This is a genomic window from Clostridium beijerinckii (assembly GCF_036699995.1).
GTDB classification, from domain to species: Bacteria; Bacillota; Clostridia; order Clostridiales; family Clostridiaceae; genus Clostridium; species Clostridium helianthi.
This window is the reverse complement of record NZ_CP144906.1, coordinates 2838127-2863079: the sequence shown is the minus strand read 5'-3', so window position 1 is coordinate 2863079 and position 24953 is coordinate 2838127. Positions and strand designations below refer to the sequence as shown.

At 28.0% G+C, this 24953-nt stretch carries 28 protein-coding genes; 3 read left to right on the top strand and 25 right to left on the bottom strand.

Annotated elements, in window-relative coordinates:
• Positions 1-656: 656 nt before the first annotated feature.
• The 7 genes from miaB to PZA12_RS13220 form a co-directional block, all read right to left on the bottom strand.
• Positions 657-2024 carry a tRNA (N6-isopentenyl adenosine(37)-C2)-methylthiotransferase MiaB gene (miaB, locus tag PZA12_RS13250; RefSeq protein WP_078115526.1) on the bottom strand — a complete coding sequence of 456 codons (1368 nt, stop codon included), beginning with the start codon at positions 2022-2024 and terminating at the stop codon, positions 657-659.
• Between the two features lie 120 nt (positions 2025-2144).
• A complete protein-coding gene (locus PZA12_RS13245) occupies positions 2145-3014 on the bottom strand; it encodes a GNAT family N-acetyltransferase (RefSeq protein WP_206490900.1) in 870 nt (289 codons plus the stop codon).
• 291 nt (positions 3015-3305) lie between these two features.
• A complete protein-coding gene (locus tag PZA12_RS13240; RefSeq protein ID WP_168982030.1) occupies positions 3306-3476 on the bottom strand; it encodes a hypothetical protein in 171 nt (56 codons plus the stop codon).
• 48 nt (positions 3477-3524) lie between these two features.
• The gene (locus PZA12_RS13235; RefSeq protein WP_077837596.1) at positions 3525-3746 is read right to left on the bottom strand and encodes a hypothetical protein; all 222 of its coding nucleotides are present in this window, start codon (positions 3744-3746) and stop codon (positions 3525-3527) included.
• Between the two features lie 70 nt (positions 3747-3816).
• The gene (locus PZA12_RS13230) at positions 3817-4308 is read right to left on the bottom strand and encodes a hypothetical protein (protein WP_103699163.1); all 492 of its coding nucleotides are present in this window, start codon (positions 4306-4308) and stop codon (positions 3817-3819) included.
• A 191-nt stretch (positions 4309-4499) separates the two neighbouring features.
• Positions 4500-5138 carry a pentapeptide repeat-containing protein gene (locus PZA12_RS13225; protein WP_077837594.1) on the bottom strand — a complete coding sequence of 213 codons (639 nt, stop codon included), beginning with the start codon at positions 5136-5138 and terminating at the stop codon, positions 4500-4502.
• Between the two features lie 264 nt (positions 5139-5402).
• A complete protein-coding gene (locus PZA12_RS13220; RefSeq protein ID WP_168982027.1) occupies positions 5403-5546 on the bottom strand; it encodes a hypothetical protein in 144 nt (47 codons plus the stop codon).
• 221 nt (positions 5547-5767) lie between these two features.
• Here PZA12_RS13220 and PZA12_RS13215 point away from each other — a divergent pair, with 221 nt between their 5' ends.
• Positions 5768-6283 carry a ferritin gene (locus tag PZA12_RS13215; RefSeq protein ID WP_078115529.1) on the top strand — a complete coding sequence of 172 codons (516 nt, stop codon included), beginning with the start codon at positions 5768-5770 and terminating at the stop codon, positions 6281-6283.
• 111 nt (positions 6284-6394) lie between these two features.
• On the opposite strand, the gene PZA12_RS13210 is transcribed toward PZA12_RS13215, so the two are convergent.
• Entirely contained in the window at positions 6395-7714 is a 1320-nt protein-coding gene (locus PZA12_RS13210; RefSeq protein WP_103699164.1) for an ATP-binding protein, read from the bottom strand.
• 300 nt (positions 7715-8014) lie between these two features.
• On the opposite strand from PZA12_RS13210, the gene PZA12_RS13205 reads away from it, so the two are divergent.
• Positions 8015-9307: an NCS2 family permease gene (locus PZA12_RS13205; protein ID WP_103699165.1), complete on the top strand. Its 1293-nt coding sequence runs from the start codon at positions 8015-8017 to the stop codon at positions 9305-9307.
• A 174-nt stretch (positions 9308-9481) separates the two neighbouring features.
• Here PZA12_RS13205 and PZA12_RS13200 read toward each other — a convergent pair whose 3' ends face one another.
• From PZA12_RS13200 to PZA12_RS13160, 9 genes are all read right to left on the bottom strand, one after another.
• Positions 9482-10090 (bottom strand): NUDIX hydrolase, encoded by a 609-nt coding sequence (locus PZA12_RS13200; protein ID WP_078115532.1) that lies wholly within the window; start codon positions 10088-10090, stop codon positions 9482-9484.
• Between the two features lie 225 nt (positions 10091-10315).
• The gene (locus tag PZA12_RS13195) at positions 10316-12223 is read right to left on the bottom strand and encodes a bifunctional 4-hydroxy-3-methylbut-2-enyl diphosphate reductase/30S ribosomal protein S1 (protein WP_012058756.1); all 1908 of its coding nucleotides are present in this window, start codon (positions 12221-12223) and stop codon (positions 10316-10318) included.
• 13 nt (positions 12224-12236) lie between these two features.
• Positions 12237-12890 carry a (d)CMP kinase gene (gene cmk, locus PZA12_RS13190; RefSeq protein ID WP_017211623.1) on the bottom strand — a complete coding sequence of 218 codons (654 nt, stop codon included), beginning with the start codon at positions 12888-12890 and terminating at the stop codon, positions 12237-12239.
• A 93-nt stretch (positions 12891-12983) separates the two neighbouring features.
• Positions 12984-14201 (bottom strand): NAD(P)/FAD-dependent oxidoreductase, encoded by a 1218-nt coding sequence (locus tag PZA12_RS13185; RefSeq protein ID WP_103699166.1) that lies wholly within the window; start codon positions 14199-14201, stop codon positions 12984-12986.
• 85 nt (positions 14202-14286) lie between these two features.
• Positions 14287-14790 carry a preQ(1) synthase gene (gene queF / locus PZA12_RS13180; RefSeq protein ID WP_041897047.1) on the bottom strand — a complete coding sequence of 168 codons (504 nt, stop codon included), beginning with the start codon at positions 14788-14790 and terminating at the stop codon, positions 14287-14289.
• Positions 14791-14834: 44 nt separating this feature from the next.
• Positions 14835-15494 carry a 7-cyano-7-deazaguanine synthase QueC gene (gene queC / locus PZA12_RS13175; RefSeq protein ID WP_103699167.1) on the bottom strand — a complete coding sequence of 220 codons (660 nt, stop codon included), beginning with the start codon at positions 15492-15494 and terminating at the stop codon, positions 14835-14837.
• Positions 15495-15565: 71 nt separating this feature from the next.
• Complete coding sequence (folE, locus tag PZA12_RS13170; RefSeq protein WP_087702038.1) at positions 15566-16159, bottom strand: GTP cyclohydrolase I FolE; 594 nt, start codon at positions 16157-16159, stop codon at positions 15566-15568.
• Between the two features lie 89 nt (positions 16160-16248).
• On the bottom strand, positions 16249-16917 hold the full coding sequence (gene queE, locus PZA12_RS13165; RefSeq protein WP_103699168.1) for a putative 7-carboxy-7-deazaguanine synthase QueE: 669 nt from the start codon (positions 16915-16917) through the stop codon (positions 16249-16251).
• A 12-nt stretch (positions 16918-16929) separates the two neighbouring features.
• On the bottom strand, positions 16930-17358 hold the full coding sequence (locus PZA12_RS13160) for a 6-pyruvoyl trahydropterin synthase family protein (protein ID WP_103699169.1): 429 nt from the start codon (positions 17356-17358) through the stop codon (positions 16930-16932).
• A 354-nt stretch (positions 17359-17712) separates the two neighbouring features.
• Here PZA12_RS13160 and PZA12_RS13155 point away from each other — a divergent pair, with 354 nt between their 5' ends.
• Positions 17713-18672 carry a DUF1189 domain-containing protein gene (locus PZA12_RS13155; RefSeq protein WP_103699170.1) on the top strand — a complete coding sequence of 320 codons (960 nt, stop codon included), beginning with the start codon at positions 17713-17715 and terminating at the stop codon, positions 18670-18672.
• A 303-nt stretch (positions 18673-18975) separates the two neighbouring features.
• On the opposite strand, the gene PZA12_RS13150 is transcribed toward PZA12_RS13155, so the two are convergent.
• From PZA12_RS13150 to PZA12_RS13115, 8 genes are all read right to left on the bottom strand, one after another.
• Positions 18976-19497, bottom strand: coding sequence for a metal-dependent hydrolase (locus PZA12_RS13150; RefSeq protein WP_078115540.1), 522 nt, complete (start codon positions 19495-19497; stop codon positions 18976-18978).
• 150 nt (positions 19498-19647) lie between these two features.
• On the bottom strand, positions 19648-19836 hold the full coding sequence (locus PZA12_RS13145) for a FeoB-associated Cys-rich membrane protein (RefSeq protein WP_077837579.1): 189 nt from the start codon (positions 19834-19836) through the stop codon (positions 19648-19650).
• Between the two features lie 78 nt (positions 19837-19914).
• A complete protein-coding gene (gene feoB / locus PZA12_RS13140; protein ID WP_103699171.1) occupies positions 19915-21723 on the bottom strand; it encodes a ferrous iron transport protein B in 1809 nt (602 codons plus the stop codon).
• A 53-nt stretch (positions 21724-21776) separates the two neighbouring features.
• Positions 21777-22001, bottom strand: coding sequence for a FeoA family protein (locus PZA12_RS13135; protein ID WP_017211634.1), 225 nt, complete (start codon positions 21999-22001; stop codon positions 21777-21779).
• Positions 22002-22448: 447 nt separating this feature from the next.
• Positions 22449-22754, bottom strand: coding sequence for a spore coat protein (locus PZA12_RS13130; RefSeq protein ID WP_078115542.1), 306 nt, complete (start codon positions 22752-22754; stop codon positions 22449-22451).
• Between the two features lies 1 nt (position 22755).
• Entirely contained in the window at positions 22756-22974 is a 219-nt protein-coding gene (locus tag PZA12_RS13125) for a hypothetical protein (RefSeq protein ID WP_017211636.1), read from the bottom strand.
• Positions 22975-23117: 143 nt separating this feature from the next.
• Positions 23118-23936: a C40 family peptidase gene (locus PZA12_RS13120; RefSeq protein ID WP_103699172.1), complete on the bottom strand. Its 819-nt coding sequence runs from the start codon at positions 23934-23936 to the stop codon at positions 23118-23120.
• Positions 23937-23970: 34 nt separating this feature from the next.
• Positions 23971-24885, bottom strand: coding sequence for a S66 peptidase family protein (locus PZA12_RS13115; RefSeq protein ID WP_078115544.1), 915 nt, complete (start codon positions 24883-24885; stop codon positions 23971-23973).
• Between the last annotated feature and the right edge of the window lie 68 nt (positions 24886-24953).

The window sequence follows — 24953 nt, the reverse complement described above, 5'->3', positions numbered from 1 at the left end:
TAACTTACCGAAATCATAAATATTTTGTTCCGAAAAGCTATGAAAATATCGCTTAAGGTTCTAAGCAGCAGGTTGTAGCCACTTTAGCATGTTCCAACTTTCAGTTTGACAAACTAAGCTGGAACAACCTACAGCTAAGAACCTTTAAAAGCTCATTTTCAAATGTTTTCTCCACAAATATATTTATGATTTCTTGTGAATATACAAACTTAAAGTCTTAGCAAATTTGAAAATATATTCATCTAATAAATCTAATTCTTAAGCTGTTTATCTATATATTTTAAAAAATAACAAATTAATTCTTATAATTCACAGAACAAACGTTCTCAGATGATAAAAATGGCATTTATTCCACAAGATATCATCACAACATGAAATATTTTTTATTTTTATTATGTGATAAATCCCACATTAAAGTTCTTTAAACCTATAATTTATATTTTTTTCAAATTATAAAAGCAATAATAGGTATAATGAACAAAAATGCTATTTTTATAGTTTTAGAACAAATGTTCGTATTTACTTATAAGATTTTTATTTTAACCAACTAAAGAAAATAGTCTGTATGATCTATTAGGGTAAGTTATAACGCCTCTCCTATTAAGAATCTATACAGACTATTTTAATTTATTTTATTTAAATCATAAATTTATTTTTTACTTTTCAACTTCTCCAATTAAAGAGAATGAATTAGCTTTAACTATTTTTACATTAACTAATTTTCCTATTAGGTCTTCCCCACCCTCAAAGTTAACTAGTCTTCCGTTCCTAGTTCTACCTGTTAGTTTTGACTCATCATTTTTACTATAACCTTCAACTAAAACTTCATACGTCTTTCCTTCTGCATCCTTATTTCCTTTAGCTATGCCTGCATTAACTATCTCAACTAATCTGTTAAAACGTTCATGTTTAATTTCATCTGGTATCTGATTTTCCATTTTATCCGCTGGAGTATGATTTCTTCTCGAATAAATAAATGTGAAAGCAGCATCATATCGAACTTCTTTAGCTAGCTCTAATGTTTCACTAAAATCTTCTTCAGTTTCTCCAGGGAAACCAACAATTATATCAGTAGAAAATGTTACATCTGGAATTTCAGCTCTTATTTTTTTTGCCAATGTGATGTATTGTTCCTTTGTATAATGTCTATTCATTTCTTTTAAAATTCTATCAGAACCACTTTGCACTGGTAAATGAATTTGCTCACATACTTTATCACAATCTCTTATAGCATATACAACATCTAAAGTTAAATCTTTTGGATGAGAAGTCATAAATCTAATTCTTTCAAGTCCCTCTATTTCATTAACTTTTCTCAAAAGATCTGCAAAAGTAATATTTTCTTCTAATCCTTTTCCATACGAATTAACATTTTGTCCTAAAAGAGTTACTTCCTTATACCCTCTTGTTACCATGTCTTTTATTTCATTTACTATATCTTCTGGCTTTCTGCTTCTTTCTCTACCTCTAACATAAGGAACTATACAATATGTACAAAAGTTATTGCATCCATACATAATAGTTACAAAGCCCTTAATATCACTTTTTCGATCTATAGGTATCCCCTCTACTATTTCAGTTTCCTTGTCAATAATCTCTTTAATTTGAACACCTTCTGTTTTAACTCTATTTAAATATTCAGGAAACTTATACGAGTTATGAGTTCCAAATATTATGTTTACATATGGAAATCTCTTCAATATATCGTCAGCCATCCCTTTTTGCTGCATCATACATCCACATATTCCAATAACTAAATCAGGATTCTTTTCCTTTTGCTTTTTTAAAGCGCCAAGATTTCCAAAAACCTTATTTTCCGCATTTTCTCTAACACAGCAGGTATTAAATATAATTATAGATGCCTCATCTCTATTCTCAGTATTTTCATACCCCATCCTTTTAAGCATACCTGAAAGTTTCTCTGAATCTTCTTCATTCATTTGACAACCATAAGTTTGTATAAAGAATAATTTTTTTTCATCACTAGCCATTTGGCTATCTAGTTTTTCTATATCAAAGTTCATTATTGTTCCTCCGTATAAATTACAATTTCTATAGTATTATAACAAATAATAATTCTAAATAAAAGACTAGAATTATGCATAATTAAAGGAGTTATACTTATTGACAACTCCTAACGCTAATTAATTAATTTTTTTATACCAACTAATAAAAGATTGATATTCTCTAAATCCAATTTTAGTGTACAAAGATAAGGCTTTTAAATTATTCCTTTCCACTCTTATATAAACAGTTTTTATAGAATTTCTATAACATAAGTCTATGAGATATCTAACTAATAACTCTCCATACCCATGTTTTCTGTATTCTTCTAATATCCCTAAATTAACAATAGTATAAAATCCTCTATTGAAAATAATTTGACCATATCCGACAACTTGTCCATTATTATTGCATATAAAAACACCAAAATCTTTTATATAGTAGTCTTCTTCTTCTTCTCTATATATATCATCAACTGTTAAAGGAACTCTATTTTTTTCATTAAAAACAGAATTTTGAATTCTACATCTTAACTCTTCATCTTGTCCTTCTTTAAAATGTTTGAAAAATATTTTATTTTCATAAAAATTATTTTTAATATTGCTTGTCCTTATCTTCATTAAAATATTATTAGAATTAACATCAAAATTTAATTTTTTCATTATAAAAGAAGCCTTTGAGTTTGCTAACATATCGAATCTGAAAGCACTAGCATTAAAGAATGATAAGATTTTAGAATTAATTAAATGTATATATTCATCTTTCAAATATATAGAATATATATTACTAAAACCGTTATACGAAGGATATTCGTACCATATATACCCGACATATTCCCTATTAACCCTAAAAAGCCTAATTTGTTTACGAATTATATATTTTACTATAAAAGATTCTTCATCATAAATTTCAAAAAAACTTTTATCGCACGAATATGCATCTTCACTCCTATTATATAATCTCCTGAAATGATTCATATTGAATAAAGATAATTTTTCTAAAAAAACCATAAAAATTCCTCATTTCCCCTTTAATAAATAAATTATAAATCTTACAAAAATTATAGTCAACTTTTGATAGACTTAAACAATGTGTTAATATATAGAATAATATATAAATAAATATATATTAGAATATTTTCAATTTAAAAGTTTAAATAGTTAAAAATATAATATCGTAGTTTATTGTTAATAGTATGATTCATAAAAATCGTTTCCTTCATATAGGCAATAGCTAATCTATATGAAGGAAACTTTAAGTATTTTATATTAATATATATACTTAATTTATATTTTTATTCATTAACACCATTTACTATCTGATAATTGTTTATCTTTTATTTTACCTTCAAATCCTTTTACAGTATAGTGCTCTGTTAAAACTTCAGGGTCATAAGAAATATATCCACCTTGATAATCATAATAACCATCATTCATTTTGTCAGACTCACGTCTTTTCTTTTCTTCACTCATAATATCCACTCCCTCTTTATTTAAAGTAGTATTTATTACAGTAAGTTCTTACTTAGATGTAGATGTCCATTGATTATTAGTGGCAGTTTTTTCATGTTTATGTGTAGACTCTTCTTTGTCATAAGTACGTGGTACAGAATCCCATTGATTACACCCTGCACTTTTTTGTTCTCTAAGTTCTTCTTTGCTAGATAAATCTGAATCACTAGTGCCACTTGTACTAGAAAAGCTTTGAAGATTGTTTGATTTTGATTTTGATTCATTACTCATTATAAACACTTCCTTTCTACAAGAATATATTGTGCACTAATGTAGACTTTTATCCTTATTTTAATTATCCTCATTTTTCATTTTTATCATATTCTAGATTATTTAATACTTCTAAAAACATATTATACATTTCTACCTTGCTATCTTCATTCGAAAGAATTTTAAGTCCAAATACTAAAATTAATACAATATATATGCCCAAGAAAGTTGGACTAAGTTTTTTTATATAATTATCTATATAAGAAAAAATACCACTTGCTGTTAATCCTGCCAAAATTGATGCGCCTATTCCACATCCTCCAAACGTATATGAGTCTAGCTTTGACTTGATATAAATTCTTTCAATGCTAATATCTAGATTATTTTCTTGAGAATAGTAATTATAAATTTTTCTATATAGTAGGAATTTTACCTTGACTTTATCCTCATTAATTTTTAATAATCTTCTTTGGTAATCTTTATACTTTTCTATCATTTCAGGAGTATATATCTTGAAATTATTTGAATTTACTTTTTTTGAAGATTTATTATATTTAAGTTTAATTAAATTATTTTTTTCCATCTATATTCTTCCTTCAAAAATAATAACATTATCATTTTTTATTACTATATAGATATTCAATAAATATATATTAATTGCAAAATAATAGGTTCATAAAAAAAGTATTTTCGCATATCTACTATTATTAACTTATTTTTTAAGAATTCAAAAAAGGAGCTTTCATTTAAAACGAAATACTCCTTTTCTTATAATTACATATTTTCTATAAGCCTAATAACATAACTTAATGTATAAAAATCTCTATCAATCTCATATCTAATATAATGTAGACCTTCTAAAAGCGTTGGTTCATCAAATTTTTCTTTTAGAATCAATAAAGATAACGTATTTATTTTTCCATCTTTAGTATCAAAAACCCTCGATTTTTTTATAAATTCATTTTCCATCACATTTGAAATCAACTTTTCTAATTCATCGCTTATTTCAACTTCTGGCATTGTATCAAAAATTCTGATATTCTTATTATTTTCACTTATATTCTTAGCCTTAGTTATATCGCAGTTTACAAATATGGTATTTTTGAATTTAGCATCTTCAAAATTCACTCCATCTAAATTTGCTCCTTCAAATACCGTGTCTTCAAATTTAGCCTCCCTAAACTTACACCCCTTTAAATTTGATCCTATAAACTCTGCTCCTTTAAAACTACATCTAAAAAAGTTACATTTCTTAAAATGAGCGCCTCTTAAGCTGGCAAAATCGAAATTTGAATTTGAAAAGTTGCAATTATAACATTTACTTCTCTTAAGGTTTTTATAAATAAAATTTTTATTGGTCTTCTCCGCATTATCATAATAAAAATTTTCTGGTGCACTTCTGTTTATCGACATTTTATCTATCCTTCCATATTACAAATAAATATTTTTAGTAGTTTACAATAACATTGTATTTATATATTAAAAATAATGATATCTTTCTTTTATAACTTGTCCTCCTTAATTCTTTCTAGATTTATCTAATTTTATCATATAAAACTAGATAAATCTTTATAATAAGAAAATTTCTATCTCAAAATGTATGCAAGTAACTTTAATATGACATAACTCTAATAAATTAATCTTAACTTTACTTAATATTTTGAGATATATTGAATTTTAATATTTTTGATTAATTGTGATATCTCTACCTCTAGATACCACTTTATTTGTTGGCTCCTCTCTCTCTACAAAAGATTTAACTTTAGATTGCGACATTTCTCCTGTTTTTTGTATTGTTTTTTCCTTTTTATTATATGTCATTTATATCATCTCCTCTCTTATTTATATTATTAGTTTTGCAATAATACTTATGTAATATAACAGCAAATATTATTTGATAAATTATGTTATATGATGTAATATATTAATATATAGTTAAAAATTTCAGAATATAAAGTTAAACTTTTATGCTACAGGGTATAGTTTTTCTGGTTTTTTTAATTGTGTTAATTATAATGTTTTTATTTATGGGAGGTATTAGTATGTTAAGTGAAAAACTGATTACAAAGCTAAATGAACAAGTTAATTTTGAAATTTATTCGGCCTATACTTATTTATCTATGGCTTCGTACTGCGAATCTGTTGATTTAAGTGGGTTTGCAAATTTTTTTAAGGTTCAATCTCAGGAGGAATTATTTCATGCAATGAAATTCTATGATTACATATTTCAGAAAAATGGAACTGTAACTTTAGAACAAATTGAAAAACCACATTCTGATTTTGACAATATCCTAAATGTCTTTGAAGCAGGTTATGAACACGAGCAAATTGTAACTAGCAGGCTATATAAAATTGCAGATATAGCTACTGAGGAAAAAGAACATGCAACAATCGGTTTACTTAATTGGTTTATTAATGAGCAAGTTGAAGAAGAAAATACATTTAACACTATAATTAAAAAGATTAGGAGATGTGAAAATAACTCTGCAGCATTGTATATGTTAGACGACGAACTTGCTACAAGAGTGTATACGCCTCCTACAACAACTAATGCTTAAATTATTATAAAAAAACAGAGCTAGTAAAGAATTCTTTACTAGCTCTTATCACTTTATTAGCTAAAAAGTTATAGAATATTCAAAAATATATTACAAACTTTTAATATAAACTTACTGATTTAATGTGCCCTCTAACCAATTTATAAATTGAATTGCTGTTCGTGGCGAACGAGCATTATACCATCTTACCCATTTCAATGCTTCTGCATGCAAATATTCCTTATCAACTTTAAGCCCTCTTGCTTCTGCTACTCCATCTATTATCTTTAAGAATTCTTTCTGATCAGGCGAATAGAACGATACAGTCATACCGAATCTATCTGCTAGAGAAAGTTTTTCTTCAATTGTGTCATTAGCATGCACATCATCACCAGACCTTTCGCTAAATGTTTCTTTTACTAGGTGTTTTCGATTGGTTGTTGCATAAATTAGAATATTGTTTGATCTATTCTCTACTCCACCTTCTAATATTGTCTTTAAAGCTGAATAACTAGCTTCCCCTTCTTCAAAAACTAAATCATCAACAAAAATTATAAATTTTAAATTCTTACTTTTAAGTATCCTAATTATCTTTGTAAAATCGCATAATTTATTTTTATCAACTTCAATAAGCCTTAAACCATCATCATAATACTCATTTATAATAGCTTTTACAGTTGAAGATTTACCAGTTCCTCTTGATCCATATAGTAGCATATTATTCGCTTGATATCCATTTAAAAACTGTTTTGTATTATCTATTATAATCTCTTTTTGATATTCATACCCTACTAAGTTTTCTAGCCTAACTGGATCTGGTGATTCAATACCTCTAAGATAAGGCGCTCCATCTTCGTGTTCCCATACAAACGCTCTATACTCCCCAAATATGCCAGTCCCATATTGCTTGTAAAATTCTACAATGCTCTCTAATGCATCTCCCCAATTATCACAATTTAATATATTTACCTTTAACTTATCAATAGCTTTGCTTGAGATATTACATTCCAAGTCAGAATCAAAATCCACAAGCGACTTAACTATACCTATTTCAAACTCTTTAACGTTTCCTTTAATAATTATAGCATCTTTAATCGCAGAAGATTCTATACTAGATATGTACTGCAAAGCATTTAACTCATAATGCACTTGATTAAAAAGTTTATCACATGAATTTTGTTCGTCAATCATTTTAGTAAATGGATTATTATCGAGAAAAATCATATCAATTATATACCTTTTTAATGATTTTCCATCAGCTTTGTTTAATAGTTCATAAATAAAATCAGTATATAATTCAATGCCCTCTTCCACTGATATATCCTTGCTATTAAGGTACTTTAGTAGTGTCTTATATTTTAATAAAACACTGTCATCTTTTAGATTCTTAAAAATACATAATGAATTTATCATTATGTTTGCTTTGTTTATTTGTTCAAATTCTGTATACATACTTGTATGCCCCCTTTATAAAATACGTATAGTAATATATTACTACTCTTAGTGTTGTTTTACTATTCTTTTCTTATTTAAATCACAATGTGTATACGTAAGGATCAATTATAAATATACTCTTCAAAATTTGTGATTAAACATTATTTTCTTATTCTCATGCAATACTATGGAGTATAAATGAATTGTATAAGATTTCAAGCTATATATAAAAGTTGACATAAATGATAATGATGTTATAATTAATATGCGCATTTTAGCGTGGGAGGGTGAGGGAGTTATGAAAGATAGGTTGAAAGGATGGAAAGATTTTTTAAATTAAAAGAAAACAATGTTACAATTAAAAGCGAAACTATAGCAGCGCTGACTTCTTTTGTTGCTGCAGTTTACATCATCATCGTCAATGCCAGTATATTAAGTGATGGTGGCATTTCTATGGAGCCTCTAATCATTGCTACAGCTATATCATCAGCTGTAGGTTGCTTGTTAATTGCTTTAATAAGTAATACTCCACTTATAATTATGCCTGGTATGGGAATTAATGCATTATTCACATATACAATAGTTCATACTCTAGGCTTAAATTATTGCCAAGCATTAGCTTCAGTTTTTATCTCAGGATTAATATTTGTACTTATAGCAACAACTCCATTATCCAAGTTTATTATTGAAGCTATTCCTCAAAATTTAAAAGAAGCTATTACAGTAGGAATTGGTTTATTTATAACTTTTGTTGGATTTCAAAAATCTAAAATTATAGTATCTGATTCTTCTACTATGTTAAAACTTGGAGATATTACAAGTATTCAAGTACTAGCTTTTATATTCATAATGATTCTAACATTAATTTTATTCCTTAAAAATATACCTGGAAGCTTTTTAATTTCAATTATAGTCGGAACTATATTTTGCATAAAACTTGGTATCGTTGATACACAAGGTATAAGTTATACTATGCCAAATTTTAATGAATATAGTAATATACTTTTCAAATTAGATTTTACTGGAATAAGTACAATTAAATTCTGGGTTGGAACATTTTCATTAACTTTAGTACTTGTTTTTGAGAATATTGGAATACTTCATAGCCAGATTTCAGGAATACTGAAAAAATCAGACAAAACCTCTAACGCTATGATAGCAGTATCATTATCTACAATTGGATGCGCGCTTTTCGGTTCAAGCCCTTCTGTATCAACAGTTGAAGGAACTGCAGGAATAACAGCTGGAGGACGAACAGGTTTGGTTTCATTAATTTCTGGTATACTATTTCTTTTATCAATTTTTTTTATACCGTTTATTTCTATCATACCAGATGTAGCCTTAGCTCCTATTTTAATTATAATAGGCTGTTTAATGAGTCAGAACTTGAAAAATTTAAACTTTAATGATTTAAGCGAACTATTTCCTAGTTTTATGATAATAATATTAATACCATTAACATATAGCATCGTTGACGGTATAGCATTAGGCTTTATATTGTATCCTATTTGCAAGCTGTGTTATAAAAAAGGAAAAGAAGTATCCATTCTGATGTATTTTACATCATTTGTTTTCTTAGTATATTTCGGTTTAAATTCAGTTGTTAAATAACATGAAAATATATATATGATTTAATATGGATCCATATATTACAATTAAGTTTCTACATTCTAAACTTAATTAAGCACCCTGCTTGTTAGGGTGTTAAATGTAAATTTATCATCGAGGAAAACATATAATAAAAAAACTGGTATACACAAATTTTCTGCGTATACCAGTTTTTTATTATTGAAATAATTTTTCTCCTAGTAATGCAAAGCTTTGAAGAAGCAAAAAACATTTAATGTCAAATTTCTCCTTGCTCTGTATAAGCTCTTTAGCTTCATCCTGAGATATTAGAAGTGCCTCAATACATTCATCGTCTTCCAGGTGTTCATCACTTATTTCGCCTTCACAAGTACAATAAGCCATAGCTAACGATTCATCTGTCATTCCTGCAGAAACATATACCTTATCAAGACTTTTATTATGGATAACTTCAACTAACCTAAGACCTGTCTCTTCCATCAATTCTCTTTTTATTGTACTAATAGAATCTTCTCCTGGATCGATGAGACCTGCTGGTAATTCATAAACATAATCATTAAGTGGTATTCTAAATTGTCTTATTATAACAATCTTATTCTCATCTTTATGGTATGCTGCAATTATTACGCCATCTGCTGTATCTTCTTTATTCTCAAAAAATTGTTTTTGTATAGTTTCATTATTTTTTCTGGATGCTATTGTCCACGTTCTTATATTTCCAACTTTATTTTCATACTCTGCTTCATATAAACTCAAAAACTTAGTCTCTACTAAAGATTTTACTTTAGTAACTTTATTTTGTTTCATAAGTATATAGCCTCCTAACAATTAAAATTTAAATATTACGAACTTTAGATATCCAATAATCATTACGCATAGTAATATTATACTTCAATTCTTTACCTTATGCATATAATTAAAATCTACGTATACATTACCTATTTCTAGAGTTAAAATAATTTCATAAAAATTATTTTAACCATACATAAAAAACAAAAAAGTAGAAGAAAATATTCCTTCTACTTTTTTGTTTTATACATCTTTTATACTTAAGCTTATTCTTTTATTTTCTTCATCAACACTTAATATCTTAGCTTTAATTTCTTCACCAATTTTTAAAACTTCAGAAGGGTGCTCTATTCTATTATGAGATATCTTTGATATATGAACTAACCCATCTACTCCTGGTTCCAATTCTACAAAAGCACCAAAATCATTTAATCTAACTACTTTACCAAGTACAATAGACCCTTCTGGATATTTTTCTTTAGCATTATCCCAAGGCTTAGCTACAAGTTCTTTAATGCTTAAAGATAGCTTTTTAGCTTCCTTATCAAGACCAATGATCTTAACATCAATAATTTGACCTTCTTTTAATACATCACTTACCTTTTTGATATGATTCCAAGAAATTTGTGATAAATGTAATAATCCATCTATACCATTGACTTCCACAAAAGCTCCAAAGTCTGTAAATCTTTTTACTTCACCTTTTATAACATCCCCAAGATTAAAACTCTCCCAAGCTTTTGCGTCTTCAGAATTCTTGCTTTCTTCTAATAAAACTCTTCTTGAAGCAACTAATTTTACAGGATTCTTTAGAGAAAAATCTATCAATTTAACTTCTAATTTCTTCCCAACATATTCACTTTTATCTTTAGTAAACTTTATGTCAATTTGTGATGCTGGAATAAAGATTCTAGCTCCCTTATAATCTGCTACTATCCCTTTTTCTCTAGCTTCTTTAACATTAACTTCAAATGTTGTTCCTTCTGAATATATTTTTTCGAGTTCTTTAAACGCTTCTTCTCTTTCATATTCTAATCTTGATAATACTACATACCCATCATTATTTTGTAGCTTTATAACTTTTGCGTTAATAGTATCACCTATATTAAGTTTATCTGCAAATGTTAGTGGATCTTCTTTTGCAGACAACTCTGTAAATGGAATCACTCCATCTGACTTGTATCCAACAAGTGAAACTATAACTGAATCTCTAGTCTTTGAAAGTATTTCTCCTTGTACCTCATCGCCAATAACAAATCTTTTGTCTAATTCGTTCATTAATGATAATTGATCTTCAAAATTATTATTTTCTGTGTTCATAATATCTAGTACCTCCCTAATAATCCAATCTGGTGTTGATGCACCAGCTGTAACTCCTATTTTGTTTATATTATTATTTTTTATAAAACTTATTGGTAGATCTTTTGCGTTTTCAATATGAATTGTATTTTCACAATTTTCTTTAGCAATTTGATATAACTTAGTAGTATTCGAACTATTTTTTCCGCCAATAACTATCATAGCATCTGTTTTTTTGGATATTTTATTCGTACTTCTTTGTCTAACATCAGTAGCTGCACAAATTGTGTTAAAAGCTAATATTTCTCTTGCATAACTTAAGTTTTTCAGTGTTTCTTCCCAATTCTTCATCTTTTCAGTTGTTTGAGATACAACACATACCTTATGCGGCATATTTTCTTCATCAAAAGTACCATCTTTAGTGATAATTGCTTTATCATCACACCATCCATTAATTCCAATGACTTCTGGATGATTTTTATCTCCTAATATTACTATATGATATCCTTCTTTTGAATATTTCTTAACTTTTTTTTGAATATTAGCAACAAAAGGACAAGTCGCATTTATGACTTTTAGTTCCTTTTGTTCAAGTGTATCTAAAACTGTTTCAGATACACCATGAGATCTTATAACAATAGTATCCCCTTTATTTAATTTATCTATTTCTTCAAATTCTATAGAAAATATATTATTTTCTTCTAAATATTTTACTACATCATTATTATGTATTAAAGGACCTAAAGTATAGATTTTCGAATTATGTTCTTTTTGAATCCGTATAGCTTCATTTACAGCTCTTTGAACTCCAAAGCAAAAACCCGAATTTTTTGCTAGAATAACTTTACTCATTACTATCTCCTTGTTACTTTCCTTTTCCTATGTACTCTGCAATTACATTAACAACACCATTAATGTCTAAATTAGTAGAATCAATCTCAATTGCATCCTCTGCTTTTTTCAGCGGATCTGTAGCCCTATGAGTATCCTTATAATCTCTATCTATTATATCTTTTAGTATTTGATCATAAGAACACTCTATATTTCTTTCTTGCAATTCTTTAAATCGCCTAGTTGCTCTTTGTTCTGGACTAGCTGTTAAGAAAAACTTAAAATTTGCATCTTTTAGAACAACGGTTCCAATATCTCTTCCATCCATTATTACACTAAATTTGCTTGACATTTCTCTTTGAAGTTTTACAAGAATAGCTCTAACTTCCGAAATACTAGCATATCCAGATACAATACTACTTATGTTTGGAGTAGTTATTTTATCCTGTATATTTTCGCCATTTAAAATCAAATCATCATTTTCAAAATGCATTTCCATAGTTTTTATTATATTACAAATTTCTTGAACATTTTCTGGTTCCAAGTTTTGTTCTTGTGCTTTTAGCGCCACAGCTCTATACATTGCTCCTGTATTTATATACATAAGATCAAACCTCTTAGAAACCAATTTTGCTATAGTGCTTTTTCCTGCTCCAGCCGGTCCATCTATTGCTACTGAAATTTTCAAAACTTTCTCCTCATTTCCAAATCCTATAAATTTATGCTTTCATTAAGATTATATAATTTTTTACCTTTCCAAACAAGGAAATATTTTTTTATATCAAATATTGCTTCCTGCTATAAATCCTGTAGAAAAAGCTATTTGTACATTATAACCACCTGTAAAAGCATCTACATCCATAACTTCTCCTGCAAACGAAAGATTTTCTATTATTTTAGACTTCATGGTAGACGGATCAATTTCTTTTATATCTACACCTCCTGAAGTTACAATTGCTTCATCTATAGGTCTTAATCCTTTAATATCAAAGCTCAAATCCTTAATAGCCTTTACTAAAGTCTTTCTTTCCTCTCTCGTTATTTCATTTACTTTTTTATTTTCGAATATTCCTGAGTTATTTATAATTACAGGAATTAATTTTTGTGGTAATAACTCGTCTAAAGAATTTTTGAAATCTTTATTTAAATATTTATTAAAATCCTTTTGGATACGTTTATCTAATTCTCCTAAATTTAATGCAGGTTTTAAATCTATATGCAAAGTATATCTTTTTCCTTTTTCTATAAATCTACTTCCACTTAATATAAGAGGTCCTGAAACTCCAAAATGAGTAAATAACATTTCACCAAAATTCTTATAAACTACTTTCTTGCCATTTTCTTTAATCATAACTTCTACATTTTTTAATGACAAGCCCATCAATTCTTTTGTTTTGGAATCAACAACTTCTATTGGAACAAGAGCTGGCATTAGTTGAGTAACATTATGACCAAGCATACTTGCAAATTTTTGTCCTTCCCCTCTTGAACCAGTAAGTGGATACGATGCACCACCTGTTGCAAAAATAAAATGATCTCCAGACAATCGTTCTTCATTATTAATTTCTACTGCTGTAATTCTATTACTTTTAAATTCTATATTAGTAACCTTTGATTTCAATCTTATTTTTACATTAGTTCTACTTAAAGCATTTGATAATCCTCTTATTATATCTGATGACTTATCGGATTCTGGGAAAACCCTGTCTCCTCTTTCAACTTTTAATTTAATTCCTTCGTTCTCAAAAAAATTCATTGTATCATCATTGGTAAAACTATATAATGAACTATAAAGAAAATGAGGATTACCTGGAATATACTCAAAAAACTCAGATATATCTTTTGCATTTGTAACATTACATCTGCCTTTTCCAGTAATAAAAAGCTTTTTACCAATTCTTTCATTACCATCTAATAATATTACATCATGTTTCTTCGCCGCTTGTATAGCAGCCATCATTCCTGCAGGCCCTGCACCTATAACAATTACTTTACTCAATTTAAATATCAGCTCCTTAATAAAAATGTATTGCAGTCATTACTTTGCTAATTAGTACAAATCATTTATGCAATACATTAGGTTATTATCTATTATCTACTTTCTCAGGATACATATCATGATTCATCATTCTATAATTAGCCATTTCCTCAAACTTAGTTCCTTTCATTCCATAATTGCAATAAGGGTCTATACTTATACCTCCTCTTGGTGTAAATTTTCCCCATACTTCAATATATTTTGGATCCATAAGTTTTATTAAGTCTTTCATTATGATATTCATACAATCTTCATGAAAATCCCCATGATTTCTAAAACTAAAAAGATATAATTTCAGCGATTTACTTTCAACCATTTTTATGTTTGGTATATAGCTTATATAGATTGTTGCAAAATCTGGCTGACCTGTAATTGGGCATAAACTTGTAAATTCAGGACAATTAAATTTTACAAAATAATCATTATCTGGGTGTTTATTTTCAAAGACCTCTAATACTTCAGGGGTATATCCGTAATCATATTTTGTTCCTTGATTTCCGAGCAATGTTATACCCTCAAGTTCTTTTGATTTTCTTCCACTTTCACTCATTATTTTTTCTCCTTAAATTCGTTTTATATTTTATACTTTATATTTTAATTTTTACTTTTCTTACTTCCTAAATACTTATCTAAACCATTTTTTCTAAGCTTACAAGCAGGACATTCTCCACAACCGTCGCCAACAACTCCTTTATAGCAAGTAAGAGTCTTTTCTCTTATATACTCTAACTTTCCAAAATCATCCGCCATCTTCCATGTTTCGGCTTTATCTATCCACATTAATGGGGTATGAACTACAAAATTATAATCCATTGCTAAATTTAAAGTTACATTAAGAGATTTTATGAATATATCCCTACAATCAGGGTATCCACTAAAATCAGTCTCACACACTCCTGTTACTATATGTTTTGCGCCTTTTACTTTGGCCAATACTCCTGCAAAAGTTAAGAATAGCATATTACGCCCTTCAACAAATGTTGAAGGAAGGGAACCATTTTCTCCAGCTTTTATTTCTATATCATTTCTTGTAAGCGCATTAGGAGCTAATTGATTAAGAAGCCCCATATCTAATATATGATGCTCTATTCCTAATTCCTTTGCTATACTAGTTGCACATTCTATTTCTTTTCTATGTTTTTGATTATAATCAAAAGTTACTGCTATAACCTCATCAAATTCCTTTAATGCCCAAAATAGACATGTAGTAGAATCTTGTCCTCCGCTAAATACAACAACTGCTTTATTACTCATATTCAAAACCTCCTAAAATAAATTAATTAAATAGAAATATACCAAAGCACTACTGCTTCTTCGTTCGTTACTTATCTCATAATTAGTAAAGCTTCTTGTCTTAGTAAATCATTAGTTTGAAATTTTCCTGTAAAAGTGGTTGTTGTAGTCAATGTTCCAGGTTTTTTTATTCCTCTTGAAGTCATGCATCCATGCTCTCCAGTTATAAGTACACCAACATCACTACTTTTTGTAACCATAGAAACTATTTCTGCTATATCTGTTCCAATACGTTCTTGAAGTTGAAGTCTTCGCCCAACCATATCTGCAATTCTTGAAATTTTACTAAGACCAATTATCTTATCTTTTGGTATATATACTACTGTAACCTTCATATTATACATAAGCGCTAAGTGATGTTCACAATAACTATGAATTGGTATATCCTTAACCACAACCATATTATTATGAGTTTCTGAATCATAATCTTCATTCTCAAATGTGGTTCCAAACGCTTCTGCTATTTCCCTGTTTGAAAGTGTCATTCCTTGAAAAACTTCTTCATACATTTTTGATACCCTTTTAGGTGTATCTAGTAATCCTTCCCTATCAGGATCATCTCCTAAAGCAACAATAATTTCTCTTATACATTCCTCTATTTTTTTTGTATCTATCTTCTTTGGCATAACTTAAGCCTCCTTGTATTTCTAAACCTTTTGTAAAAACAAAATTCACTATAAGCTAGTCTATATTATATATAATAACCACTCAATTATTAAACTCCGCGTGCATTTTTATCCCAGATAATTTTATGTAATTGCACTTGCAACCTTACTCTATTCAAATTTTTATCTTTCATAAATTCTACAATTTCTTGCATTTCTATATTTCCCGAAACTGGACTTAAATAAACAAAGCATTTTGATGTTAAATTGTACTTACATATTATTTCATATGCCATTTCTAAATCTTCCTTACTTCCTATCACGAATTTATAAACATCATTGGATTCTACAATGCTTAAATTATTAAAATCCATTCTATCAATCATATTACTGCTAGGAAGTTTAAAATCTACAATATAACTGATATTATTCTTTATAAATTTATTTTTAAAAGGTCCTATGTTAACAGCACCATTTGTTTCTATATGAACTTTTAAGTTCTCATCTGAGTTCAAAAGTTCTAGTAATTCATGTATATTTTTTTGAATAAGTGGTTCTCCACCTGTTAAAGTAACATTAGTAACTTTATTTTCTTTTATATACTTATAAATTTCTTCGGCAGTTAGAACTTCTGAAGTATTTTCTTTATCCCACGAATAAGTTGTATCGCACCAAGAACATCTTAAGTTGCAGCCTTGAAATCTTATAAATGTTGCAAGTTCACCAGAAGTAGGACCTTCCCCATCTATTGATAAAAATTTTTCAATTATATTAAACATAATTCCCCTCCATTAGTCCTCTGTATAAATGCAGCTATTATTAGGAGTTTCAAATAATTCTACTTCACACACTGACAATCCTTTAGCTTTTAATCTATTAAAAATATCTCTAGACATTTCTTCTGCTGTAGGTCTATAGTCAACTAAATAAATGTTGAAATTATTTTGTAGTTCTTCGAGTTTCTTAACCAAAGCTTTCCCATCTTCATTATTTTCAATAATTAATTTATGGTCAAAAGTTTCTGCAATCTCTTTTAATATATTTTTAAAATTTCCGAAATCATCTACCATGCCTCTAAGCTGACCATCTTGATGCAACTTTTCAGATCTTAGTTTTGCAATTAATTTGTACCTATGACCATGAATGTTAGAACATTTTCCTTCATACCCACTTAAATAGTGCGCCATATCAAATTGTACTTCACTTTTTATTTTAAACATATTTTTCTCCTCACATAATTTCTATAAAATTTTCGAAATCAGTTTTATAAGGCTTATCCATAAATTAACTTTCCATTTAAATATAAAAAAGATTAATTTTGTAACATCTAAAACTAGCGCAACAAAATTAATCTTAAATTAAAATAATTCAAAATTAAAATGCCTAGTTTTTTTTAATGACAGGATGGTCTTAATGAACTGTCCGTATTTGATTTTTCATAATTTTTTTGATATTGGTAATGATAACATATTTCATTTAATTATGCAAACTTTCTATTGTATTTTTATCCAATGTGTTATAATTATCAAGAATCAGTTAAATTTATCTAACTTTATCTTTTAGGAGGTCTTTTTTTGAAAAAAATAATGGGATTTAAAGATAAATTCGCTTATAGTTTCTTTAATTTTGAAGCATACAGAGAATTCATAGCACAAGGACTTAGAAAGTCAATATTATATATTTTTCTTGTTACGTTGATATTATCAGCAATAACTAATGTTAAGGAAATAAATATGATTGCCACCGAAATATCGGTAGTACAAAATGATCTTTCAAATAATGCACCAAATTTTGAATTTAATAATGGCGTATTATCTGTTGATTCAGATGAAACTATTTACAATAAACATGAAGGCGATTTTCTATTTTATTTAATATCAAGCTTTATTGGAAACATAAATACAGTAAATTCACTTGACTCTGATGCCATAAGTATTCAGGACAACCTTGAAAATGATTCCTCAACTTTTAGTATTGATGCCTCAATGCTAAGTGTAAGTACTGATCAATCAAATTATTATACTTTTATTATTGATACTAAAGGTAAAACTGACAAAAATATTCTAAATTCTTACAAAGATGCTGTGTTTCTTGATTCTAATAACATATATCTTAGAAAAGATTATAGAACAGTTGGCACTATCAACTTTTCTGATTTTTCTAGTATAAATATTAATAACGAAAATTCGGGATACTATCTTTCCATAATTAAAATACTTACACCAATAGTTTTTTTGGTTGTTAATCCTATTAATTCCTTTATTACTAATTTGATTTTAGGATTCTTAATATTTGGTCCATTTGCTGTTTCTATAGGTTCATTTATGGGAGTAAAACTAAAATACTCTAGAGCTTGTACTTTAAGCTTTTATGCGATGAGTTTACCACTTTTACTTGAAGCCTTAATACATGTTGCTGGAATAATAATGCCAGAATTTTTTCTTATATTCTCCATTATTACATTAATCTATTGTAGCTTGGCTATAAGAGAAATTAAAAATAGTGATAAATCTGAATTAAATTTTATGAAGTAAAATTATATTATATGCTATTAAGTGCTTAAAATATGCTATTTATTGTTTCCAACATAATGTACCTTATAAAAATATCCTAAAGATTTATTAATCAATCTTTAGGATATTTTTATTCTTTAGGGAATTATAATGCAATTAAATCTGTGGATAACTTTATAGTAGTATATTTTACTAGGGTTAATAACTATAAAAGAATAAAAAACAAATCATATTCGCCTGCCAAATTTTTCTCACATGCGTTCGAAAAGGCAGATGCGTGAAAAAAATCTTCAGCTCCACAGTCGCCTGCGATTTTTTTATATTTTATCTATGTGTGAATGTAAATATTGAAGTTATGTGAAGCATGTCAAGTAGCATTACTATATTAATACATATAAGCATTCCACATAATATATCCTCAATTTTACTATTTGTCTTTATCATACAAATAGAAAACCTCTTTTTACTAAACGGGTAAAACCACGGCAATCCTCCAATCGTTAGGCTATCTAGAACTAAATGAGAAAATATTCCTAAGAATATCCCCTTTATTCCAATTAACAGAAGCTTATCTGTAAACATACCAATGACAGTCGAATATAAAAACAAATATACAAGTGGCGCATGAAATAACTTTCTATGGCCAGCCAATTTATTTATTGCTTTTGATACACCTTTAGTTTTTTTCCCAATATAACTATTTCCATGATCTATGTCTGGAAATATACTCCCAACAAAAGCTCCTCCAAGTAATACTGCTGTAGACACAAGTGGCATATTTGCAAATTGGCAATTCGCATATAATCCTACTAGTATTCCACCATTCATATGTGTTTTGTAATTCATTTTTTAATTCCTACTTTCGGTTTCTCATTTTATCTTAGGTTTAAATTTCTTCATTTTGTTATTATACTATAAATCATTTTATAGTATAAAGAAAAATCCACTAAAACGCTATGCTTTTAGTGGATAAATTTATATATTTAATATTTTTTATTATTGATTATTAGGCTTATTTGTTTGAGCAATTTTTATACCTGTATTACTTTTGTCTGAACAGATTTTCTCAGATTTACAGCCCTTACATCCACAGTTGCATTTTCCTTTTGAAGAATTCTTAAAAGATTTAAAGATTATAAATCCAGCAAAAGAAATTATTATAATCGTGATTAATATTTCTATCATTTAAGCTTCACCTACCTGCTATTATAAAAGTATGATTTAAGTCTTGATATTGATACTTAATCATATTCTTAACAATTATTAAAAAAACAAACTATTCATTTTTAAAAATAAATGCACAAGGTTATAAAGAAAACCACCCAAATTAAATACTAAGAAAGAAGCAATCCATGCGACAATTAACTGAAAGAAAATTGAAAACAAAGTTAATTTACTTCCATATTCTTTTTGCATCGTACCAATTGTTGATATACATGGAGTATATAGTAGTATAAAAACCAAAAATGCATATGCAGAAATATTAGTGAAATGAATTGGTAAAATTACCGATAAATCCCCTGCAAAAATTACTTGCATAGAAGCTAAAACTGATTCTTTAGCTAGTAGTCCTGAAAGTAATGATACTGCAGATTGCCAATTACCAAAACCTAAAGGTTTAAAAACTGGTGCGAGAACATTACCTATTGATGCTAATATACTATCATCAACTTGATTCACCATACCATGAAGATTAAAGTTCGATAAAAACCATACTACTACGCTCATTGCAAAGATAATAGTTGCAGCTTTTTGTAAAAAACCGCTAGCTTTATCTAATGTTTGTTTATATATAGATGATATTTTAGGCATCTTATACTCAGGAATTTCAATTATAAAAGGTTCTTCATCTTTTTTGAAATATGTATTTTTGAATAAAATACCAAGCAAAAATGCTACTAAGACTCCAAGTAAATATAGGGAAGATACCACTAATCCTCTATGAGATTCAAAGAATACAGCCGCAAATACAGTATAAACTGGAAGTCTGGCGTTACATGACATAAATGGAACTAGCAATGCTGTAAGTTTTCTATCTTTTTCACTTTCTAAAGTTCTAGCAGTCATAATTGCTGGAACTGTACATCCAAAACCTATTATCATAGGAATAAAAGCTTTGCCCGAAAGCCCCATCTTTCTCATCAATTTATCCATCATAAATGCGACTCTAGCCATATAGCCACTATCTTCCAAAATAGTTATACATATAAATAATACTAATATTATTGGAAGTAATACTATAATTCCTCCAACACCTGAAATAATACCATCTACAATTAAAGAGCTAAACCAATCAGAAGAATTCGATAATAGTTGGTGCGCAGTCGGTATAATATTATTATTTAAAAGATCATCTAAAAAATCTGAAATTGGTTGTCCAACCCAAGAAAATGTCAACTGAAACATTAGAGCCATAAGTAAAAGAAAAATAGGATATGCTAGAACTGGATGTAAAACAAACTTATCCAATTTCTCAGTAATGCTTTCTTGTAGGTTGTCTCTTATTGTCATACACGATTTTAATACATTTTCTATAAATTTATACGCTTCTTTTTCAGATGAAAAATCAAATTTTCTATGATTCAATGGTTTAGTAAAGTTTCCTTCTCTAAGTCTTTCCTTAACTTTATCTACTCCTACATTTTTTCCTGCAATAATTGGAATTACTTCAACATCCAGTTCTTTAGACAACTTATCATAATCAATAACAATTCCTTTATTTTCACAAACATCAATCATATTCAAGGCTAATATTATAGGTTTATTAAATTGTTTAAGTTGAGTTGTAAGATATAAATTTCTATTAAGATTAGATGCATCCACAATATTTAATATTAAATCAACATCACCTTCTTCTAGAAATTGCTTGGACACTTTTTCTTCATTTGAGAAAGTATCCATAGCATATATTCCAGGTAAGTCAACAATCTTAATATTTTCAAAAAGAAAACCTTCTTTTTTATCTACAGTCACACCTGGCCAATTACCAACATACTGATTGGAGCCAGTGAGTAAATTATATAATGTAGTTTTTCCTACATTAGGATTACCAAGTAAAGCTACGTTTATCATTTATTTAAGTCTCCCCTATTTTGCTAATAATTAAAATATCCAATCCACAATTATTATAATTTTTTTAATAGTATATTCTTAGCATCTTTTTTTCTAATTGCTAAATCAAAGCCTCTAAAGTTTATAATAATTGGATCACCTAGTGGTGCTGTTCTTCTAAGTTCAACCTCAGTTCCTTCAATGCATCCTAACGCAAACAACCTCTTAACTAATTTTGAATCTCCTTTAATAGATGAAATTATTCCTTTCTCTCCCGGATTTAAACTGCAAATACTCATAATAATGACACCTCCTAAATGAAATTATTTATCATATAATTAAGAATATCATTATTGGCTATAATAAGCAATATAAAATTGGTATATTTGCTCATATTTTTGATATATTTAAGATACTTTTTTCTTATGCAACAATGCAAAATCAATTCATATACAATTTAGCATTAAATAATACCGAATGTTAAATAATGAATTGTATATATTTAACAATTCATACTATTATTCTATTACTTACGATGCTATAAATCAAATGTGTAATTGCATTTATACAAAATTGCCTAAATTTTATAACTATTTAATTTTCTATAGATAGATCTACTTTAAAATGGCCGATTAAATTAATAACTATTTCAATGATAATTTTATTTGATAATTAATATTTTATTTAACTATTAAAAAAGGCACCTTAACATTAAAATAGGCACCTTTCTTGAAATTTATTTTTTACTATTCTTTGATCTCGCTAATTATATGCTTTGATTCATTATAAGAATTTGCTAATTGTTTAAGTGGCGAATCATAAGGATTTACCCATCCTCTATTAACAGTTAATTCTGTAAGAGCTGTATGTCCTTCAACAATTTGTCCTAATGAGGCTGAATATATAGCTCTTAATTCAGGAGTACTGCTTGTAAGTGTTGCATTTAGATACATATCTGCGCCTTCCTTCGCTGTAGAAAGCATACTTGATGCTATTATTTCATCATCTATATCCATAGTGCTTTTAATCATATTTCCAATTATACTTCCCATTTTACAATACCTCCTTTGAAACTGGAACTCCATTTTCATTCATAAATTGTTGAATTCCTTTTATCCTGCCTTCAGTTGCTAGTACACTTGCTTCTGATTGTCTTTTTAAATCTCCATCTGTAATTAATGAATTAACAGCTCTTTGCATTGCTAATCCATCACTCTCCATCTTTAAAACTGATGTTAAAGATAAAATTTCTGCTTCCGAAAGTGTTCTCATATCATTACCTCCACATAATATATTTTACTTATATATTATGTGTTTTTTAATTATTAATAGTCGTGTAAATTTTGCCTCTTTTCCTCATAGAATAAATATTAATCCAATATGCTAATCATATTACATAATTTATGAAACCACTTTTAAAATATACTTCCAAATCGTTTTAAACTTCTATCTAGATGTTCGTTATAGTCATTTGAATTTTTATTTAAACTATTTATTTTTACTACATCATTACTTGTTGATGAATGTATATATTTACTATCACCTAAGTACATAGCAACATGTCCCGGAAAAAATATTAGATCTCCTTTTTTTATTTGCTTAAATGTTATTTCTTTAATAGGAAAACCTTCTTTAATCTTTGCATCTCTATAAATTAGAATTCCATTCAACATATATGCCATAGAGCAGAGACCCGAGCAATCAATTCCAAGAGGAGTTTTTCCTCCCCATCTATATTGTGTTCCAATATAAGATACGGCCGATGATACTAAATTATCCCTAAGACCTTCTTCATTATTTATATCATAACTTTTCTTCAAATTGGATATGAAACAGCTTCTTATCCAGCCTATACTATGATTAGGCAATATAACTTTTGTAAACTTATTGTCTTTACTACATTCATAGGTAGAAATTAAATTAGCTCCTCTTGTCAGAGTTGCAATTGGAAACCCAGATGCTTGAGGATTATTAAGAATATCTGCAAAAGAATTAATTACTATTGAATTTTTTTCTGTTTCCCACTTTTCTGATATTTTATCATTTATTATTAAATCAATACCATTAATATATCCTTCGTAATTGTAGCGAGTTCTTACATAAAACCAATTATTAACGTCCTCTTTGAGTATTTCAACATTCATTCCGAATAGCACTTCATCTACACTTTCCGAATTATTTTTTGGCTCACGTTTTAACATTCCTATAGTATTATTAACTATTGCATTTTTCATCAAATCACTCCAATGTATAATGTTTAATAATCAACTAAAGAATAACTATTTCGCTTCTTTCTCCGTTTATCTTTACTTTTGCTCCTAATGGAATACTTATAGTAGGAGCGCAATGTCCGCAAGCTAAATTATAAATTGTCGGAGTATTTTCTGGCTTTATCAATTCTTCAAATATCTCCATTAATGTTAAACTACTATTCCCTTCTATTGGATCACACCCAGTCCATGATCCTAAAATAATTCCTGCAGCATCTTTAAATTTTCCACACTGCTTTAATTGAAGTAACATTCTATCTATTTTATATGGATATTCATCTACATCTTCTAAGAATAGTATTTTTCCTTTTGTATCGAGTTCATATGGAGTTCCCATAGATGATGCAACTAAAGAAAGATTTCCTCCAACCAATTTCCCTATTGCTTTTCCGTTTACTAAAGTTTTTATTTCTTGTTTATCTGGATTTTTTAGTATTCCTAATGGTTTATCACTAAATATATTTTTTATAAAATAATCCATTGTATAATCATCTACACCTTTATAAAATTCGGTTGATATCATTGGAGTATGAAAAGTTATAAATTTACATTTTTCATTAAATACAGTATGGAGCGCTGTCACATCACTATACCCTGCAAAAACCTTCGGATTTCTTTTTATCATATTGTAATCCAGCATGTCCAAAAGTCTTCCTGCTCCATATCCCCCCCTTATTGCAAAAATACCTTTTATGGTCTTATCATCAAACATTTTATTAATATCATTTGCTCTGATTTCATCACTTCCAGATAAATATCCATGGTTGCACCTGCAACTCTTTCCTAAAACAACTTCAAATCCTAGCTCTTCCATGGCTTTAATTGACGGTTCTATTCTATCTGGTTTTGTTGGACTTGAGGCTGCAATTAATCCTATTCTATCACCTTTCTTTAAAGGCCTTGGTCTTATCATATCTATACCTCTCCTGTATATTTGTTATACTCAAATTTAATAAAAAGACCATTGTATTTAATATAGTT

Coding starts and splice junctions, on each gene's coding strand:
- miaB (WP_078115526.1), bottom strand. CDS start 2,024: ATGAACTTTGATATAGAAAAACTAGATAGCCAAATGGCTAGTGATGAA.
- PZA12_RS13245 (WP_206490900.1), bottom strand. CDS start 3,014: ATGGTTTTTTTAGAAAAATTATCTTTATTCAATATGAATCATTTCAGG.
- PZA12_RS13240 (WP_168982030.1), bottom strand. CDS start 3,476: ATGAGTGAAGAAAAGAAAAGACGTGAGTCTGACAAAATGAATGATGGT.
- PZA12_RS13235 (WP_077837596.1), bottom strand. CDS start 3,746: ATGAGTAATGAATCAAAATCAAAATCAAACAATCTTCAAAGCTTTTCT.
- PZA12_RS13230 (WP_103699163.1), bottom strand. CDS start 4,308: ATGGAAAAAAATAATTTAATTAAACTTAAATATAATAAATCTTCAAAA.
- PZA12_RS13225 (WP_077837594.1), bottom strand. CDS start 5,138: ATGTCGATAAACAGAAGTGCACCAGAAAATTTTTATTATGATAATGCG.
- PZA12_RS13220 (WP_168982027.1), bottom strand. CDS start 5,546: ATGACATATAATAAAAAGGAAAAAACAATACAAAAAACAGGAGAAATG.
- PZA12_RS13215 (WP_078115529.1), top strand. CDS start 5,768: ATGTTAAGTGAAAAACTGATTACAAAGCTAAATGAACAAGTTAATTTT.
- PZA12_RS13210 (WP_103699164.1), bottom strand. CDS start 7,714: ATGTATACAGAATTTGAACAAATAAACAAAGCAAACATAATGATAAAT.
- PZA12_RS13205 (WP_103699165.1), top strand. CDS start 8,015: ATGGAAAGATTTTTTAAATTAAAAGAAAACAATGTTACAATTAAAAGC.
- PZA12_RS13200 (WP_078115532.1), bottom strand. CDS start 10,090: ATGAAACAAAATAAAGTTACTAAAGTAAAATCTTTAGTAGAGACTAAG.
- PZA12_RS13195 (WP_012058756.1), bottom strand. CDS start 12,223: ATGAGTAAAGTTATTCTAGCAAAAAATTCGGGTTTTTGCTTTGGAGTT.
- queF (WP_041897047.1), bottom strand. CDS start 14,790: ATGAGTGAAAGTGGAAGAAAATCAAAAGAACTTGAGGGTATAACATTG.
- queC (WP_103699167.1), bottom strand. CDS start 15,494: ATGAGTAATAAAGCAGTTGTTGTATTTAGCGGAGGACAAGATTCTACT.
- folE (WP_087702038.1), bottom strand. CDS start 16,159: ATGCCAAAGAAGATAGATACAAAAAAAATAGAGGAATGTATAAGAGAA.
- queE (WP_103699168.1), bottom strand. CDS start 16,917: ATGTTTAATATAATTGAAAAATTTTTATCAATAGATGGGGAAGGTCCT.
- PZA12_RS13160 (WP_103699169.1), bottom strand. CDS start 17,358: ATGTTTAAAATAAAAAGTGAAGTACAATTTGATATGGCGCACTATTTA.
- PZA12_RS13150 (WP_078115540.1), bottom strand. CDS start 19,497: ATGAATTACAAAACACATATGAATGGTGGAATACTAGTAGGATTATAT.
- PZA12_RS13145 (WP_077837579.1), bottom strand. CDS start 19,836: ATGATAGAAATATTAATCACGATTATAATAATTTCTTTTGCTGGATTT.
- feoB (WP_103699171.1), bottom strand. CDS start 21,723: ATGATAAACGTAGCTTTACTTGGTAATCCTAATGTAGGAAAAACTACA.
- PZA12_RS13135 (WP_017211634.1), bottom strand. CDS start 22,001: ATGAGTATTTGCAGTTTAAATCCGGGAGAGAAAGGAATAATTTCATCT.
- PZA12_RS13130 (WP_078115542.1), bottom strand. CDS start 22,754: ATGGGAAGTATAATTGGAAATATGATTAAAAGCACTATGGATATAGAT.
- PZA12_RS13125 (WP_017211636.1), bottom strand. CDS start 22,974: ATGAGAACACTTTCGGAAGCAGAAATTTTATCTTTAACATCAGTTTTA.
- PZA12_RS13120 (WP_103699172.1), bottom strand. CDS start 23,936: ATGAAAAATGCAATAGTTAATAATACTATAGGAATGTTAAAACGTGAG.
- PZA12_RS13115 (WP_078115544.1), bottom strand. CDS start 24,885: ATGATAAGACCAAGGCCTTTAAAGAAAGGTGATAGAATAGGATTAATT.